The 18261-nt window shown below is 49.0% G+C and carries 15 protein-coding genes; 2 read left to right on the top strand and 13 right to left on the bottom strand.

Annotation, left to right across the window (positions count from 1 at the left end; all coding sequences use genetic code 11):
* Positions 1 to 49: 49 nt before the first annotated feature.
* The 7 genes from CRO57_RS03400 to ccmI all read right to left on the bottom strand — a co-directional run bounded on the left by CRO57_RS03400 (position 50) and on the right by ccmI (position 9105).
* Positions 50 to 1600, bottom strand: a complete 1551-nt coding sequence (locus CRO57_RS03400) for a Do family serine endopeptidase (RefSeq protein ID WP_097151982.1) — start codon at positions 1598 to 1600, stop codon at positions 50 to 52.
* Between the two features lie 358 nt (positions 1601 to 1958).
* Entirely contained in the window at positions 1959 to 3209 is a 1251-nt protein-coding gene (locus CRO57_RS03395) for an Hsp70 family protein (protein WP_097151981.1), read from the bottom strand.
* A 186-nt stretch (positions 3210 to 3395) separates the two neighbouring features.
* Positions 3396 to 4694, bottom strand: a complete 1299-nt coding sequence (locus CRO57_RS03390) for a bifunctional alpha/beta hydrolase/OsmC family protein (protein WP_280176173.1) — start codon at positions 4692 to 4694, stop codon at positions 3396 to 3398.
* A 77-nt stretch (positions 4695 to 4771) separates the two neighbouring features.
* On the bottom strand, positions 4772 to 5278 hold the full coding sequence (locus CRO57_RS03385) for a cytochrome c-type biogenesis protein (RefSeq protein WP_097151979.1): 507 nt from the start codon (positions 5276 to 5278) through the stop codon (positions 4772 to 4774).
* Between the two features lie 14 nt (positions 5279 to 5292).
* Positions 5293 to 7278 (bottom strand): heme lyase CcmF/NrfE family subunit, encoded by a 1986-nt coding sequence (locus CRO57_RS03380; RefSeq protein WP_097151978.1) that lies wholly within the window; start codon positions 7276 to 7278, stop codon positions 5293 to 5295.
* 123 nt (positions 7279 to 7401) lie between these two features.
* Complete coding sequence (ccmE, locus tag CRO57_RS03375; RefSeq protein ID WP_097151977.1) at positions 7402 to 7857, bottom strand: cytochrome c maturation protein CcmE; 456 nt, start codon at positions 7855 to 7857, stop codon at positions 7402 to 7404.
* 81 nt (positions 7858 to 7938) lie between these two features.
* The gene (ccmI, locus tag CRO57_RS03370; protein WP_170955932.1) at positions 7939 to 9105 is read right to left on the bottom strand and encodes a c-type cytochrome biogenesis protein CcmI; all 1167 of its coding nucleotides are present in this window, start codon (positions 9103 to 9105) and stop codon (positions 7939 to 7941) included.
* Positions 9106 to 9298: 193 nt separating this feature from the next.
* On the opposite strand from ccmI, the gene CRO57_RS03365 reads away from it, so the two are divergent.
* Positions 9299 to 9796, top strand: a complete 498-nt coding sequence (locus CRO57_RS03365) for an AraC family transcriptional regulator (protein ID WP_097151975.1) — start codon at positions 9299 to 9301, stop codon at positions 9794 to 9796.
* A 15-nt stretch (positions 9797 to 9811) separates the two neighbouring features.
* Here CRO57_RS03365 and CRO57_RS03360 read toward each other — a convergent pair whose 3' ends face one another.
* The 6 genes from CRO57_RS03360 to CRO57_RS03335 form a co-directional block, all read right to left on the bottom strand.
* Positions 9812 to 11224, bottom strand: coding sequence for a hypothetical protein (locus CRO57_RS03360; protein WP_141401170.1), 1413 nt, complete (start codon positions 11222 to 11224; stop codon positions 9812 to 9814).
* A gap of 182 nt (positions 11225 to 11406) precedes the next feature.
* Positions 11407 to 11874, bottom strand: coding sequence for an RT0821/Lpp0805 family surface protein (locus CRO57_RS03355; protein WP_097151973.1), 468 nt, complete (start codon positions 11872 to 11874; stop codon positions 11407 to 11409).
* A gap of 179 nt (positions 11875 to 12053) precedes the next feature.
* A complete protein-coding gene (locus CRO57_RS03350) occupies positions 12054 to 13430 on the bottom strand; it encodes an ATP-binding protein (RefSeq protein ID WP_097151972.1) in 1377 nt (458 codons plus the stop codon).
* On the bottom strand, positions 13430 to 14098 hold the full coding sequence (locus CRO57_RS03345; RefSeq protein WP_097151971.1) for a response regulator transcription factor: 669 nt from the start codon (positions 14096 to 14098) through the stop codon (positions 13430 to 13432). The genes CRO57_RS03350 and CRO57_RS03345 overlap by 1 nt, the downstream gene beginning before the upstream one ends.
* Before the next feature lie 60 nt (positions 14099 to 14158).
* Positions 14159 to 14434 carry a PepSY domain-containing protein gene (locus CRO57_RS03340; RefSeq protein ID WP_141401169.1) on the bottom strand — a complete coding sequence of 92 codons (276 nt, stop codon included), beginning with the start codon at positions 14432 to 14434 and terminating at the stop codon, positions 14159 to 14161.
* Between the two features lie 645 nt (positions 14435 to 15079).
* A complete protein-coding gene (locus tag CRO57_RS03335) occupies positions 15080 to 15583 on the bottom strand; it encodes a YcgN family cysteine cluster protein (protein ID WP_280176172.1) in 504 nt (167 codons plus the stop codon).
* Positions 15584 to 15909: 326 nt separating this feature from the next.
* Between CRO57_RS03335 and CRO57_RS03330 the strand changes: the two genes are divergently transcribed.
* Positions 15910 to 18111 carry a transglycosylase domain-containing protein gene (locus tag CRO57_RS03330; RefSeq protein WP_244580001.1) on the top strand — a complete coding sequence of 734 codons (2202 nt, stop codon included), beginning with the start codon at positions 15910 to 15912 and terminating at the stop codon, positions 18109 to 18111.
* Positions 18112 to 18261: the final 150 nt, after the last annotated feature.

Raw genomic sequence — 18261 nt, 5'->3', positions numbered from 1 at the left:
GCATCGCGTTCAACCAAGCTTGGCCGGCTCAATCTGATTTGGCTCGCCCCTACTTCTTCAAAGGCAGTGCAACAAAACGAATACCGTTACGAGCCTGAATTCGCATCAGAACCGTTTTGCGACCATCGTCTTTTACCGCTTCAATCTGTTTTTTCACTTCAGCAGCAGAGTTGACATTTTTGCCTGCCACCGACTGGATGATGTCACCTGCACGCAGGGCTTTTTCAGCACCAATGCTATCTTGTTCCACCTTGGCAATCAGCACCCCATCACCATCCGGGTTCGCTTGCAATTCCAGACCAAACTCTTCCATCATGGCTGGTTTAACTGGCTCTTGTGGTGCCTTTTCACCGTTTGCCTGGGCTTCCAATTGCTCTGGAAACAAACCAAGATTGACAGAAATTTCCCTTTCCTTGCCATCACGCCATACGGTCAGCTTCACGTTGGTCTCAGGATCTTTGCGCCCAATTTCGCGCGCCAGTTCGCGAGTGGTTTTAACGATAGTTCCATCTACCGCCAATATCACGTCACCAGGTTCGACACCTGCTGTCTTGGCCGGAGATTTATCATCAAGGCTGGTAACCATAGCACCTGCGGCATCAGAGAGCCCCAAGCTATCTGCGATATCTTCGCTAACACCCTGAATACGAACACCAAGCCAGCCGCGTTTGACCTTGCCACCATTCTTAAGATCTTTGACAACGTCAAATGCAACTTCCGCCGGGATGGCAAATGCAATGCCTACGTTACCACCAGATGGCGAGAAGATAGCGGTGTTAACGCCGATCACTTCACCTTTGAGGTTGAAGGTCGGGCCACCTGAGTTCCCCTTGTTCACGGCAGCATCAATCTGAATGAAGCTTTCATAATTACGAGCATTGATGTCGCGACCATGGGCAGACACGATACCTGCGGTCACGGTACCACCAAGCCCGAACGGGTTACCAACTGCGACAACCCATTGCCCAACTGGAGGCAGATCTTCAGCAAACTTCACATAAGTGAACTTCTTCTTGCTATCCTTGACCTTCAAGAGAGCCAAATCAGACCGTGCATCGGAACCCACCAATTCGGCTTCCAGCTCAGTACCATCATCCATGACCAGCGTAAATTCTGATCCCTTGTCGATCACGTGATGGTTTGTGACAACAAAACCGTCCTCGGAAATGAAGAAACCCGAGCCCTGAGACTGACCATATCGTGGCTTGGGAGCCGGACGTCGATTGCCCTCCTGCCCTTGCTGACCTTGCTGGCCTTCTCCGAAACGACGAAAGAAGCGATTGAACGGATGATCCTTTGGAAGATCTTCAAAGCCTGGAATACCGGGAATACCAAAGTTGCGCGAACCGTTGCCGTCACTGATTTTGGTTTTGACCTGTACTGAAACAACCGCAGGCTTAACGGCTTTTACAACGCCGGAAAAATCAACAGGAGCTGCCGGCGTTGTGACAGAAACAGCTTCAGCTGAAGCAGTCGGCTGACCACTCAGCAAGGTTGGGGCGGTAACGCCTGCAACGACACCCAAAGCCAAAGCAGAAGCCAACAAGGTCTTTTTTACCGGGGCTTTTTTTGAAGGTTGGTGACTAGCATTATTGGTCATAGGTTCATCTCTCCGCTCGGGCTCGATAAATAGCATTTCATGGTGACCATTCCGAGGCCGCATCATGTCTCAGAAGGTTGAATTTTCTATCTGATCTTGTCCTCGTCTTTTTCAGATTCAAGAACAAGCACTGTCTGATAATTATCATATAGAGATCACAATGAGATGCGGAGATGGCCGGAGGCATTAAAGATCGGTAATGTTGAATTTTCTAAAATTCATCTTTTATTTCAATATATTAAAAAAATAAAATTCCTGTTACTGATGGATAGATTGCACAATTGTGACGAAGCTGAATTCCATTCCGGCACCTTTTCGCCACATTCGCTTCAATCATGTATGCTTCAAGCCATATCCCTCAGGCAAATCTGTGATGAGCTTCCAGGACAAGACCCGTTCCAACAGAACCAAATGCATCGCGCTGAACAACCTCCGCTTCGGGTAACAACCCCAGAAGCGATTGGCGAACGAATGGCACCTTTGTGGATCCCCCGGTCAGACAGACTGCGGTAATCTGCTCCCCCGCGACATCGGCTTGTTGCAAAGCCGCTTCAATGGTTTGACGTACTCTGGCAACACCATCATCCAGAGCCATCATGATATCAGTCTGTGTCATCTCTGCCATCAAACCTGCCTCGATGAAGGTCAGATTGATATTGGTCATCGGTTTCTCCGAAAGGGCGATTTTGCCATTCTCAATTGCGAGTGCCAATCGATGCCCTTCTCGCAAATCCAACAGCTCTATCAAACGATCTATAAGTTGCGGTTGTCTGGCCTCCCGTCTGAGATTGCGAAGATCGTTTCTTGTTTTGTGATCATAAAGGAAATTGATTTTCTGCCAGGTCGCCAAGTCGTGGTAATAGCCAACAGGCATCAGGCGTCCTTCCTTGAGCATTGGACTTTGATAGCCAAGCAACGGCATGACACGGGCCAGACCCAGCCAACGATCAAAGTCTGTTCCGCCGACATGGACACCGGTATTGGCCAGAATATCCTGCTGTCCCAAAGCATGATCAGGCGATACCCTCAGTATGGTGAAATCCGAGGTACCACCACCGATGTCGATGATAAGAGCCAACTCTTCTTTTGTCACTGATTGCGCAAAATCACGGGCAGCGGCTACTGGCTCATATTCGAATTCCACGTGAGAAAATCCGCAGTCACGAGCTATCTCTTCCAAAGTGTCCTGCGCAACTCGATCGGCTTTTTCATCATGATCGATGAAATGCACCGGCCGCCCCATGAGCACTTTGTCTATGTTTTGCTGTGACTGATGTTCCGCCTTTCTCTTCAGGTGAGAAATGAACAGTCCTAACACCGCTTTAAATGGCTTTCGTTCCTTGCCAATCATGGTGCTCTCTTCCATCGTGGATGTTCCCAAGACAGACTTGAGCGCACGCATCATGCGCCCTTCCCCACCTTCCATATAGGTTGAGATCGCGTCACGGCCAAAGTGAGCACTATTTTCTTCAAAATCAAAGAACAGGGTCGATGGGATAGTCGTGTCATTCCCTTCAACAGGCACCAGATGTGCCTGCACACCACTCATGAGACCGATTGTAGAGTTGGAGGTCCCAAAATCCAGACCGCAATAGGAGGGATGTGCCATAATATCTGCCCTTAAAGCCTTTATATTGAAGCGAATTCTTGTCCGAAGAATGCTTCAACTTTTCAGGAACGCGCTCTAAATAACTGCGAGCTGGCGGATTTATCATGGTCTTGCAAGAATGGGAAGAGCAAAGCGAACATCATCCTTGCTCTTCCACGATATCGGCGTTCCGAGGCTTTGGAACGCTCAAACCTCTTCGGCAAATTTTGTGACAACAACCGAACCATGTTCCATTGTCTGATGCACCGGGCATTTGTCCGCAATGCGAAGCAAAGATTGCCGTTCTTTTTCCGGCAAGTCACCCTTGATGGTTATGCGTCGTTCAAATCGGTCAATCTTGCCTTTACGATTGGCCTTTTGAGCTTTGTCATCATCGGAACAATCCGTGCAATCATCTGCGTGAACCTTGTTGTGCAGTACTTCTGTTTCGATATGTTCAACGGGAAGTTTCTTGAAATCAGCATACATGCGCAAGGTCATCGTGGTACAAGCCCCCAGAGCCGTGGCCAAATAATCATAAGGGGTTGGGCCAGTATCCAAACCACCGACCGATTTTGGCTCATCAGCCAACAATGTATGATGACCTACACGCACATAGTTCTGGAACTTTCCAAGACCTGTTTCAGCGACCACAGCCCCCAACGGCACAACGCTTTCTGGTTCATGATCAAGATCCAAAAAACGGGTCGCCCATGCGGTAATGACATTCGCCGCATAGATCGCATCTTCCTTGCGGGTCAAAAGGTGATCTGCATTGTCAAGAGATACGAAGCTCTTGGGATGTTTGGCCGCTTGAAAGATTTCGGCCGCATTCTCAATTCCCACGGTATCGTCCAATGGGGAATGCAGCACCATCAGTGCTTTTTTCATATTGGCGATATTGTCGGTCTGACTATGAGCTTTCAAATCATCCAGAAATTGCTTCTTGATCGTGAAAGGACGACCAGCAAGACTGACCGCGGCCTCGCCTTTTTCTTCAATCTCGTCGAGCTGACATTTGAAGCTATGCTCAATATGCTTCACATCGGCGGGAGCTCCAATGGTCGCAACAGCTTTTACTTCGGGGATCTGGCTGGCAGCAGCCAACACTGCCGCACCCCCTAGCGAATGACCGACCAGAAGGCTTGGACCTTCCAAAACCTCCCGTAAACTATCGGCTGCATGCACCAGATCCGAGATATTTGAAGAGAAATTGGTATCAGAAAAATCGCCGCCAGAAGCCCCCAGACCAGTGAAATCAAAACGCAATACTGCAAATCCTCGGCCAGCCAATTCCGAAGCAATTCTGCGCGACGCAAACAAATCCTTCGAGCATGTAAAGCAATGAGCAAAGATCGCCGTTGCACGCACCGGACCCGCTGGCATGTCCAATCTGGCCTGCAATTCATCCCCTAGTGCACCGGCAAATTTCAAGGGTTGGGTAGTGGATGTTGATTTGTTCATTCTATCGGTCCCTTCCCTATACGGGCAATCATTGCTGCAAATGAAAGGCGCGGTCACCAATCAGCATGGTACCGCGCCTGGTTGCTTATCAATGTAAGCCAGAGAAAGAGAAAAGCCAGTCAGCTATCGCTCTCGGATGATAAAATTTTGTTGAGCTTGTCCTGCTCTTCCTTGCTCAACTCGACTGCCCCGGTAGCCTGTGCAGTTGCCGCAACACTTTTATTCTTGCGATACAACAGATGGACCGCCCAGAGCCCCAAAAGCAGAATGGCTGGCCCAAATCCCCAAAGCAAAAGTGTTTTCATAGTAAAGCGTGGCTTGAGAAGCACGAATTCTCCATACCGGCTTACCAGAAACTCCATGGCTTCGTCATTGCTGTCACCCTTCACTATCCGTTCTCGCACCAAAAGTCGGAGATCCTTAGCCAATGGAGCGTCCGAATCATCGATTGACTGGTTCTGACAGACAAGACACCGCAGTCCGGCGGAAATTTCCCTCGCCCGTGCTTCAAGCGCGGGATCCTTGAGCATCTCCTCAGGGCTGACCGCCAAGGATGGTCCAGCTTGCAAGGTAACAACCAGAAACGCCGACAGAAAAACGAGGCGAAGAATTGAAATAAGCTTCATTACCTTGTTCCTTTCTAGGCTGTACTTGCAGCTTGCTTGGCACGGCCTTTACGGGCAGGTGCACCGATACGAAGGCGACGATCTGCCAGTGAAAAACATGCACCGAAGAACATCACCAGGGAGCCCAACCAGATGAAGGTCACCCAAGGCTTGTAGTAGATCCGAACAGCCATCGCGCCATTATCTTGCTTGTCACCAAGCGACATATAAAGCTGGGTAACGCCCCAGATGGTGTAGATATCGGTCTCAGTCGTAGGCATTCCGCGGGTATTATACACCCTTTTGACAGGGTTTAGAGTGGTCACCAGCTTGTCACCTTCAGTCACTCTGAACGTGCCTGCAACATCTGAATAGTTATGCTCAGAACTTTCCTTCATGCCTTCAAAGGTAAAGGTATAACCTGCAATAGTACGGCTATCGCCGACCTTCATGATGGAAATGTCTTCCAGCTGATAGGAAGAGGCAACAACAATGCCAATGACGGTCATGCCGACGCCAAGGTGCCCCAGAGCTGCCCCCCAAACCGACTTTGGCATACCAAACATGCGAGAGATGGCTTTGGAGAAGGAATTTTTGAAGAAACCCGAACGCAACTGGATTTCCGCAAAGGACCCGATCACCAGCCAGACACCGATGCCGATGCCAAGTGGCGCCAGTGCTGGTCCACCTTCAACATAACCATAAACCAGTATGACGGTCAGGATAGCGATACCCAGTGCCGTCCAGAGGCGCTGCATGGCTGCACCCAGATCACCGCGTTTCCAAGCGAGAAGCGGACCGAAAGGCACTGCGATCAAAAGCGGGATCATCATTGGGCCGAAGGTAAGATTGAAGAAAGGCGCACCAACCGAAATCTTTGCTCCTGTCGTCGCTTCCAATGCCAGCGGATAGAGCGTTCCAACCAGAACTGCAGCTGTCGCAGCAGAGAGGAAAAGGTTGTTCAGTACCAAAGATCCTTCCCGGGAGATTGGCGCAAAAACACCTCCTTGACGGAGCATGGACGCGCGCCATGCAAAGAGAGACAGTCCGCCTCCAATGAAGGCTACCAGCAGAATGAGAATAAAAACACCACGGCCCGGATCGGTCGCAAAAGCATGAACTGAAGTCAATACGCCGGAACGCACGAGGAAAGTGCCGAGCAGAGACAGCGAGAATGTCAGGATGGACAACAGGATTGTCCAGACCTTCAATGCACCCCGCTTTTCCATAACGATTGCTGAATGAAGCAATGCCGTACCGCACAACCAAGGCATGAAGGAAGCGTTTTCAACTGGATCCCAGAACCAGTAACCACCCCATCCAAGCTCATAATAAGCCCAATATGACCCCATGGAGATACCAAGGGTCAGGAAGCCCCAAGCTGTCAGAACCCATGGACGAACCCATCGAGCCCATGCCGCATCAATGCGCCCCTCGAGAAGAGCTGCAATTGAGAATGCAAACGAGATGGAGAACCCGACATAGCCGAGGTAAAGCAGTGGCGGGTGAATAGCCAAGCCGACATCTTGAAGGATCGGGTTCAAATCACGCCCTTCAATCGGGGCATCGGCAATTCTGTGAAAAGGATTGGACGTAACCAGTACAAACAACAGGAACGCGGCTGTAATCCATCCCTGCACTCCGAGCGTATTCGCCTTCAGCTTTGGTGGCAGGTTGCGCCCAAAAGCACCAACCATCGCACCAAAGATAACCAGAATGAAAACCCAAAGAAGCATTGAACCTTCATGGTTACCCCAAACAGAAGTGTATTTGTACAAAAGAGGCTGAGTTGAGTGACTATTCTCCCAGACATTCTGCACGGAGAAATCCGATGTCACATAGGCATGTGTCAGCGCCGCGAAAGCCAATCCAACGAACAGAAATTGCGTGATGGCAATAGGGCTTGCCACCGACATCATGCGATTATCGTCAATCTGAGCTCCCCAGATCGGCACCACGGATTGAACGAGAGACAGGGCGAATGCCAAAATCAGCATATAATGGCCAAGCTCAATGATCATTTGGTCACTCCCATCAATTACCCGCCAAGCGGCAATTGAATAACTGGTCTGTTACACCCGACTGGTCCGGGTTGTTTACGTCCGAAGACGGGAATATTTTCGAATTTGGTTTACACCAAAATTCTAGTAGGTTTTGGCTTCTGCCTCGTCGCCTTGCCAATGCCCTTGCTCTTTCAAGGCATCTGCAACTTCTTTTGGCATGTAGGTTTCGTCATGCTTTGCGAGGACGGTATCAGCATCAAAGGTTCCGTTGGTATTCATAACACCCTCTGTCACAACGCCCTGCCCTTCACGAAACAGATCAGGCAGAATTCCGTTATAAGCGACCGTCACATCAGCGCCGCCGTCAGTTACGACGAAGGAAACCTGTGTACCCTGACCGCGATTGATGGTTCCATCTTTCACCAAACCACCCAGACGAATACGCTGTCCTGGCTTGACGCTATTGGCTGCTACGTCAGAGGGAGAATTGAAGAAGACAATCTGATCCTGCAAAGCAAACAAAATCAGACCAACAGCGGCAAACAGGACAACCCCTGCTGCACCGATCATTGTCATACGACGTTGCTTTCTTGTCATGAGAGGGATCCTTTTTCTTTCAACTCAGTTTCAGCGCCGGTTTCACATCCGGCAGATGAATTCGGTTTGTATTCAATTGGCTCACTGGTTTATCGACAGACCCAATGAGCGAGCCGCTGCTTTGACTTTTTCCATTCCTGGAACATCGGAGCGCAAAGCATCCAAAGCATTGTGAACCGTCTTGGCTGCCTTATCCGGGCGCTTAAGAACCAGTTCGGCTCTGATAAGCTGTACCCATTCTTCTGCACTCCCACCTTCGCTTTCCAACCTCTCTGACAAAGTGGAAACCATATTCTCAATCATTGCCTGGCGATCTTTGGCGTCCAATTGAGATGCATTGTCGATATCTTCCTGGGTCGGACCTTTTGCTGCTGAAGCCCTTTGGCTTTCTGAAATTGCTGGCACTTTGGTGTCGTCCAGCTTCTTGTTCAGTGCAGCAATTTGGCTCTTGGCAAAAGGTACCCAGGCTGAATCCGGCTTGGAATCGCTGATGAGTGCTTCCCATGCTTCAATTGCCTGAGGGATCTTGTCTTGTTGCCCCAAAGCGATTGCAAGAAAGAAACGAGGTTTTGGAGCAATTCTATCCAGCTTGTTTGCCTGAAGAAACAAGCTGATCGCTTTCTGCGAAACGACGCCGCCCTCTTTCACCACCAAGGCTTCTCCAAGGTCTGAGAGATTTTTCGCGGTTTCCCCTTCCAGACGCACGACGTTGCCATAAGCCCGAATGGCATCATCAGGCCGACGCATGGTCAGATAAATCGGCGCAATCAGCTTCCATCCGCGTATATCATCCGGATTGGCTTTCAAAACCCGTTCGACTGACGCAACCCGCTCTATCAATGTTTGTTGTTCCGGATCTTTGGTCAATCGCTCAGCCAATGGCTGACCTGATATTTCAGGTTTTCCCATATGATAGTAGAGCCCCAGCCCAACGACAGGAACGATCAGCAAGGCCAACAGGCTGGAAACTTTGACTGCACCAGAATGCGATGAAGTATTTTCCTGTTCCGCATCCAAGGCTTCCTGAGTGTAGATCAGACGGCGAGCAACCTCGGCCCGAGCAGCGTCCGCTTCACTGGCAGCAATCAAGCCGCGCTTTACATCTGCATCAATCTCTTTGAGCTGAGACTTGTAGACGGTCAGGTCATAAGCCTCTGCGCTATCAAGTTTCTTTTGTTTGCGAGATAATGGGTACAAAATCACCATAACCGCAAGCGCCGTAAGCAGGGCTGCAAAAATCCAAAACATACTGGTCCACATTCTGACTGGTTCTGGTCAAAAATTTGCACTTTTGACTGGAATGTCAAATTAACTCATGTTCATCTAAACCAAGATGCGTTTTGTCAATTTCGAGCAAACCTTACTAACTTTTAATGTTTAATGGATTTGAGGATGCTCATTTGCTCTCCTGCAACCGCACTCGAACACAGGACATCACACGATGGATATCAGGATTGAAGACCTCTCTTCTCGCAATGTCATTTATTCACTGGAGGTTGGCCCGTATGCTGAGAAAGCCAAGCAGGCATGGAATAATCTATGGGATTGGTATTTTGGTCTGCCCAACCCGCCAGCGATGAAAAGCTGCATTGGCTATGGTTTGGATAGTCCGAGGATCATTCCAGCTGATATGTTGCGTTATTATGCCTGCATGGAAATGGACACGGATGCAATTGAAGATTTACAGAATGATCTTCCTGCTTCCATGGGACGATTATCCATTCCTGGTGGACGATATGCAATTCATCAAATGAAAGGCCCCTACCAGGATATGCCGCAATATTTCATGAAAATGCATGAGGAATGGCTTCCTTCCTCCGACAAAGTCCCTGATTACAGTCGCCCATTTCTGGAGATTTATCTCAATAACCCAAATGAGGTAGGAATAGAAAATGCACTGACAGATCTATGTATGCCAATTCGTGAAGATCGCATTTAAAAACTGGAGATCAGATCAGCCTGCGGCCTTTAGTTCCGGAGACGAGGCTGCAGCGCGTAATTGGCGTCGGAAACTGTTTGCATAATCGTCGTCCACCAAATGGGTCGCAAATATTGCTGCGGCATCTCCAAGAGTTTTACACGTTTCGACATCGTGCCCCTCAGCATTGCGCGTTCGTTCGACAAGAGACTTGGTGAGCAACTCAAATGTCTGATCCAATTCTTTGCGAACTTTTCTGACGATCTCATTGATCGCCAAACTGTCTTTCATTCGCTCGGCATGATGGAAAATCTGGGCGGCACGAGTAGCATCCTGCAAAAGATTTTCATCTGCACTTTCCTGTGCACCTTCTTTCGGAGCACGCAACGCTTTGCGAATGAGACCTGCAACCGAGGAGATTTCTTTTTCCAAGATATCAGACATTTCAGTCTTCATTGCAGACAAGGACTTCGCCCATGGACATTGCACAGGCATTTCCAGCTCGCTATCAACTGCCCGCACCAACTTGCGCCATTCTGCCAAAGAATATAGTGCCTGATCCAGTCCTTCAGGATCATTTACTTTGGCCTTGAATTGGAAAATATGCGCTTCCATCTCTACCAGAATCTGTGTAATCGCAGGTGCATATACAGTAGCGCCAATCTGCACTGCATCTTCTGATCCTGCCAGTTTCGTCGCCAATTGAACGAGAAGCTTCGGGTCTGCAAACTTTGATGTCAAACCTGAGAACAACCAGGCGGTCTGCATGGGAAACTGCTGCACAAATTTTCTGATGTGCGCGTAGACCTCCTCACCCTGTGGTGAGCCCCAGGATACGAGTGGTTGGTCGATACGTTTCAAAAACGGTTGCAGAGCCATGGCCTTTTCTTTGGATACCATGAAATCTCGAAGATCTTCATAGATTTCTCTGGATCCCAGTTGGTTGGCCATTTTCTGCTCGCCGCCCAATTCAGAGAGAATCTTTTTGGTTACCTGCGAAATTTTCGGAAGAAAAACAGACTTCAACTGCTCTGCTTTTGTTTGAATTTCAGACTTATCAGGTTCGACAATTTCCTGATCAATCAAAGCCAAATGTTCAGGCTGTGCGATGTCACGCTTAATCCAAACCCAGATTGAATCCAACGAGTCAGGGCTCAATCGCCCTTCCGATTTGCTTGCAAGGTTCAACGGTGCAGTAAATGGTTTTGCAGTTGAAAAGAAAGCGTCTTTCAACAAGGGATCCAACGCAACTTTGACCGGAGGAGTAGCCTCGGGCTCCTGATCAGGGAGGACTTTCTCCAATGCTTCCAGAATCAATTGTGACGAAGGATCCATGTCTCCACTCGCCATATTCTTTTTCAATGTGCGCAACAACAGTTGCTGCGCGCTTTCAGACAAGGACGCAAGATAGAGAGAGAGCTTTTCCTTCAACTCTTCAGCACTCTTCATATCAGGGGACTCCACCATCACTTCAAACTCGATATCCTTATGATTAAAACAGAAAAAACTTTAATATTTCCTTGAACCTAAGGACTTTTGCCCGTGTTCATTGTCGTCCGAATACAAAATACAAAAAAGGGAGAGCACCTTGAGCTCTCCCTTTTCAATCAGATAAACCTGTAGTTGTAATTTTAACTTACCGGTCTCCATGTTCCGTCAGATTGGCGACAAGCCTGTCCACGCGCAGTCTGTGGCTGTCCATCAATATAGATGGTATGGGTATAATCACGGCAAGTCAGATTGTTGACCGTACGCGGTTGTGCAGGGACAACTTGACCATAACGGCCACTATCGGGGTTGCGCCACGATACAGGCGCTCCTGAGCGCCCGTATTCCAGTGCATTCTGCTCAGCACCATAAGACAATTGACGGTCGCGCTCATCAAGCAGCTGACCGATCTGAGATCCGGCCAAGGCACCGATCAAAGCACCAGCAACAGTTGCCGCAGCCTTGCCTTCTCCCGAACCGAATTGATTGCCGATGGCACCACCAGCAACAGCTCCGGCCAGACCGCCGAATGTTTGCTTTGGTCCTGTGCCCTGACATCCTGCCAAAGCCAGCCCGACAATTGCCACAACAGCCATTGATTTGAATTTCATTGGAAGCCTCATTTTTTATAGCGGTCATTATGAGAAACCGCAGATCACATAAAACCCACTAAAGATTATCATTGAAGGCGGGTTTGAGCGAGATATTTCTATCCATTAATCACTCTACTCTTGGACGGATTGTCTTGCCTGAGTTTGGCGAAAATTGGACCATCAACAGATTTTCCAAGCTAAAGTGCAGGCAAATCAAGCTCAACCTTGAGTCCGCCCAACTCTGACACGGTAAGAGTGAATGAACCCTTATAAAGATGAGCCAGTTCATCAACAATTGATAATCCCAAGCCAGAGCCTGGTTTGCTTTCATCCAGCCTATATCCTCTGCGTTTGACTTCTTTTCGCTCTTTCTCAGTAAGACCGGGTCCATCATCTTCAATGGAAATACGCAGAAAGGTTTGACTGGGCCCGTTCTGGCTTTTAGACGGGACAGATTTGGCGTGAATGATCACAGTGTCTCGTGCCCATTTACAAGCATTGTCGACCAGATTTCCGACCATTTCCTCGAGATCATGCTCTTCACCCCGGAAATACAAGCCTTCTTCTACAGTCAGTGCAATATTCAATGACTGATGAGAATAGATCTTATTCATTACGTTGGTGAGACGCTCAAGAACAGGTTCCATCTTGGTCGCTGACCCCAGGACATTGGACCGGGCAGCCATTCGGGCTCGTTCGAGATATAGACTGATCTGATCGCCCATGGTTTTGGCCTGATTGTGAAGACGCTCGCCAATCTCATCATCCAGATCATTGGCTTCATTTGTGATCACTGACAATGGGGTCTTGAGCGCGTGAGCCAAATTACCCACTTGCATTCTTGCTCTTTCAGCCAGCTCTGAATTGGAAGTGATCAAGGCATTTGCTTCTTCAACCAGTCCCGAGATCTCGCTTGGGTAGACCCCGGCTATTTGAGACGCACGCCCTTGCCTTACTTCTCGCAGGCGGTCCTGTAACTCGAATAGAGGCTTCAGGACCAACCGCACAACGAAAAAGACCGAGAGAAGAGGCAATGCCACGACAATAGCCATGGTCAGCCATGCATCAGTTTTGAATTCATCGCTTCGGCGTTTCAATTCGTCAGCATTGCCGGATATCCGAAACAGAAACGTCCGGTTCGGTCCAATGCTGATTTTTCGCTCCAAAATCCGAAGACGCTTTTGATCTGGTCCCAAACCAGAGCCATAGCGTATATTCTCGTCATTGAACTCAGCATTTGTATCTGCACTCAGCGTGAATTCGCCGCTTGCCAGTGAAGAAGAGGAGGCAAGTACCTGACCTTCTGCCTTGGTGATGGACCAATACCAGCCAGATAACGGCAGTTCAAAAAGCGGGTCGCCAAGATTTCCACTGGCGGTCAATGGACTATCTTGTGTCAATTGCCCTGCAAATTGAGCAACAAGCAATTTAACAGCAACATCCAGGCGTCGATCCAGATCCCTCTCCATCGATTGATGGAAATTATCCGTGATCAGAATCCCCGCAATGAATATGCAAATCGTCACCCATAAACCGGCAAAGGCCATCAGGCGAGCTGATAAGGACTTGAACATTATAGTGAGCCTGGTACCACCATGTTATATCCAAGGCCGCGAACGGTATGGATTGCATCAACCGCCAGCTTTTTCCTCAACCGACCGATGAAAACTTCAATTGTATTGGAATCCCGATCAAAGTCCTGATCATAGAGATGTTCGACAAGTTCTGTTCTGGAAATCACCTTTCCCTGATGATGCATGAGATAGGATAGCAAGCGATATTCGTGGGAGGTGAGCTTGATCGCCTGACCATCTACCGTCACCTTGCCAGACCGGCTATCCAGACGGATTGGACCACAGGTAATTTCATTGGACGCATGGCCAGCATTTCTGCGGACCAAAGCTCTGATCCGGGCGATGATTTCTTCCATATGGAACGGTTTGGAAACATAATCGTCAGCGCCAGCATCAATTCCCTGCACTTTGTCACTCCAGCGATCACGCGCAGTCAATATCAGAACTGGCATGGTCCGCTCATTCCGTCGCCATGCTTCCAACACACTGATACCATCCATTTTTGGAAGACCAATATCCAAAATCACAGTGTCATAGGGTTCGGTATCTCCCAGAAAATGCCCTTCTTCTCCGTCGGTTGCGACGTCGACAACATAGCCATTTTCTTCCAGAGCTTCTCTTAATTGACGATTCAGTTCAGGTTCGTCTTCCACCACCAGCACGCGCATCATTCATTTCCCATTTTAAAAGCGGCCCATCACCGCATTTCGTCTATTTAGAAATTTGGATCAAAACCCCTTGGACAACACAGAGCCTGTGCGCGCGTCGACGATCGCACGTGTCACAGTACCGGTTCTGGAAAGGATTGTTAATTCGTAGACCAGACCACTGTTGCCATTACAGACATCAGCCCGCACTACATCACCGCGCACGACCTTACGCACGGCTGCTTTGATGGCAGCCAGATGTTTGATCTGTTTCTTGTCTATTGCTTCACGAATTTGTTGTTGAGAAAGACAAGAAGCCGCTTTTGATGCCTGTAGTCCACTTGCTGTGAATAGCAAGACAAACGCCAGTATCATCCAAAGCCAATATGTGCGGTTCCAAATTTTCATCACATGAAGTATAGGAAAAATCACTGAACCTTACATGAATGAAAATCTTGGATAGAATTCATTTTCACCCAATATTTCTTGATTAACAAACCGGGTTAATTCTTTGCAAAATTAGAGCAATCTGCGATCAGCCCATCTTGTAAAAGCAATTACAATATTATTCATGTACACCGCCCCCGAGCATGGCGCATACAACAAGCATGCATAGGTATGACACAACGGCCACCTCACCGTAGAAACCCTTATTGCACATTGAAAATCCTCTCGCGTGCAAGCCAAATAGACCCTTGAGCTTTGATCTTGATCAAGGAGAGTGACTAAGTCACATGGAATAGTTCGTCTGTCTTAGCAGCATATCTTTTATTGTGAAGCGCCGGGGGCTGATCATTAAGAGACTAAGAAGCTTGCTTCACTGCCGGGACGCGTCGGTGGCCGAGCCCCTCCTCGTCGTTCACTGGCAATTTATAGCCCGCGTCGTCCCCGTCCGACGGCGCGGGCTAATTTCATCTCGATCAAATTTTCATATGCCCGGTTGGAACAATGCTCCAATGGCCTGCCAAGCCAGATCGTTGGGTATCCAAAACGCCCCGGCGTTCACTTCCCCAACGCGGGCATGAGCGTGGGCTCATCTTCTCCATCTTCACCAGGCCAGAAAACCACGTGATTTTCATAGTCTTCAACTTCCATTCCCTCCTCCGAGACAGTTTTCCCACGCACAGAAATCCCTGCTTGATGGACAGTGTCAGGGTCGCCGGATACGAGAGGATGCCACCAATAAAGATCATAACCTTCCTCCAACAGGCGATAAGCACAAGTAGGAGGCAACCATGTCAGGGTAGCCACTTTTTCCGGATCAAGCGGAACGCAATCAGGAACGGTTGCCAGACGGTTGTCATAGTCGGCACATTTGCAACTTTCTCCGTCCAGCAATGAACAGGCCACATTGGTCCAGATGATTTGTCCTGTTTCCCAATCCTCGAGCTTGTTCAGACAACAACGCGCGCACCCATCACACAGAGCTTCCCATTCCATGCGGCTCATATTTTCCAGGCTTTTCACCTGCCAAAAAGGACGTCCAACTGGTGTTGGGGTCGTCAGGAAATCTTCCGTATCGGAATCACTCACGGTGTCAGAGACATTGGCCGGTTTGTCAGTCACTCTGGTCTGGTCCTTCTATGGTCACCCGTAGCGGGCTAAACAGGCACTCTAAGATCAGGTACCGCAAATTCAAGGAAAATGTGGCTCATTTCGGGCTACGCCCTTAAAAAGGCAAGCTCAGTGCACCAACCAGAACCATATTAACCCTCCGCATAATGATAAACATTTTGTTGGGTCAAACTCTGGCCCCACTCTTGCTTCTTGTTAAGCAATGATTAAGAAAGAAGGTCTGCCCGTTGGCAATTGTACAAGGATGAACCAGTTTCGTGCGTGATCCGTTTCAAAATAAGACCAGTTCCAATTTCAAGCAAAAGCTTTTGGCACTTGACGCCATATTCGATAGCTTTTTCTATCAATTGCGCGGGTCTTTGAGCAATGGCATGGATCATGCAAACAACTTCATGCGCCGTTTCCGTGTAACCGGCTTTGCATATTGGTTGTTTCAAGGATTGTCCGGTGGATTGAATATGGCTGTTTTCGGAGCTTTTCTGGCTCTTGCACTCGCGCTATCCAGCTTTGATTACACCGCTAATGGCTTGACCACCCAAACCGACTATGCCGTAACCTTTCTGGATCGCTATGGCAACGAGATTGGCAAGCGCGGCATTTTACAAGATGACTCCTTCGAACTGGATGAGCTCCCCGATCATGTCATCAAAGCAGTATTGGCAACGGAAGATCGTCGCTTCTTCGAGCATTTCGGGATCGACTTTTTTGGCCTCGCACGTGCCATTGTTGAAAATGCAAGAGCTGGCGGTGTGGTGCAAGGTGGATCCACCCTCACCCAACAGCTGGCCAAAAATCTCTTTCTGACCAACGAACGCACACTGACACGGAAAATTGATGAAGCTTTTCTATCTCTATGGCTTGAGGCGAACCTCACCAAACGAGAAATCCTGAAACTTTATCTCGACAAGGCCTATATGGGCGCTGGCACTTTTGGCATTGCCGCTGCATCAGAATATTACTTTGGCAAATCGGCAAAAGACCTGAGCTTGGCAGAAGCCGCCATGCTCGCCGGACTTTTCAAGGCCCCAACCAAATATGCCCCCCATATCAACCTCCCGGCAGCACGTGCACGCGCCAAGGAAGTCCTGATCAATATGGTTCAAGCGGGCTTCATGACTGAGGGCCAGATTGTGGCCGCGCTTCGCAATCCAGCCACCCCCATTGATCAAAGCGAGATTTATACACCAAACTACTTCCTCGATTGGGCTTTTGAAGAGGTCAAACGCATTGCAGGCTCCAAATATCGCGTACTAACGGTCAAAACCACGATAGATGTTAATTTGCAGAAGCAAACCGAACAGGCCGTCGAGAGCAATTTGCGCCAATATGGAAAGCAGAAGCGTGTGAATGAAGCCGCTGCGGTCCTGATGGAACCAACGGGGGCCGTCGTGGCCATAGTCGGTGGACGCGATTATGGCAAAAGCCAGTTCAATCGTGCAACCGACGCTAAACGTCAACCAGGCTCTTCATTCAAACCTTTTGTTTATACAACAGCGATGATGAATGGCTATAAACCAGGTTCGGTTCTTCAGGATGCCCCCATCACCATTGGCAACTGGTCGCCCAAAAATTATGGCCGCTCCTATGCTGGTCCCGTGACACTGACAAACGCCCTTCGTCGCTCCATCAATACCATTCCGGTTCGTCTGGCTCAGGCAATGGGGCGAGACAAGATTGTGGAGACTGCCTATAAGATGGGCGTGAAATCCGAGCTGCTGATTACTCGTTCGCTTCCTCTTGGTGCAGCTGAAGTGACCGTGATGGATATGGCAACCGGTTATTCAGTTTTTGCTTCTGGCGGCAAGAAAGTCGATGCTCATGCGATTTTGCAGATTGTCAATTCCAAGGGCAAGGTTATCTATGATCGGCGCAAACTGGATCCACCCGAGCAGATCATTCCTCAAAAAGCCATTGCCAACATGAACAAGATGATGGTGACAGTCGTAGAAGCGGGCACCGGACGCCGGGCAGCACTTCCCGGAATTCGCGCTGCCGGCAAAACAGGAACCACTTCGGCCTACAAGGATGCATGGTTTGTCGGTTATACTGGCAATTACACAGCTGCAGTATGGTATGGCAATGACAGCAGCCGCGCCACCAATCGACTGACAGGTGGCAATTTGCCTGCCATGACATGGAATGCCATCATGACCGCTGCCCATGATAGAGTTGACATCAAACCAATCCCATTCCTTTCTCCCCTTCCCGGACAGCCAGTCAATGTTCAGGTTGCACAAGGTGGACGCATCAAGGATTTGAAAGCCAAACGTGGTTTACAGCGCCTGTCTCCGCAAACTGTGGAAGCACTGGGTGATCTTGGAAATCTGCTGGATGTCCCGGCCAGCAATCGTCCTGGCTCCGTTCAATCCAAGGCAAGAGAACACTCACCTATACGCGGACTGACAGAAATGAAAAAACCAGCCGGCAAAGGTTTGGTTGAAGTTACCATGTTACGCTAGCTCCCTGTAGATATTGATCTTTCTTCATGCGCAATCTCTTGTAATGTTCCACGTTCAAGCAATCATCTGATTGAAAGAAAGCACATAACAATCATCAAGAGCCTTTGCAGGAATCATTGTACCAAGTAAGCTCATTGCGATTCTTCGCCG

The organism is Cohaesibacter gelatinilyticus (assembly GCF_900215605.1).
Taxonomy (GTDB): domain Bacteria; phylum Pseudomonadota; class Alphaproteobacteria; order Rhizobiales; family Cohaesibacteraceae; genus Cohaesibacter; species Cohaesibacter gelatinilyticus.
Note: the sequence above shows the minus strand (reverse complement) of the source record. Positions and strands in the feature narration are given on the sequence as shown.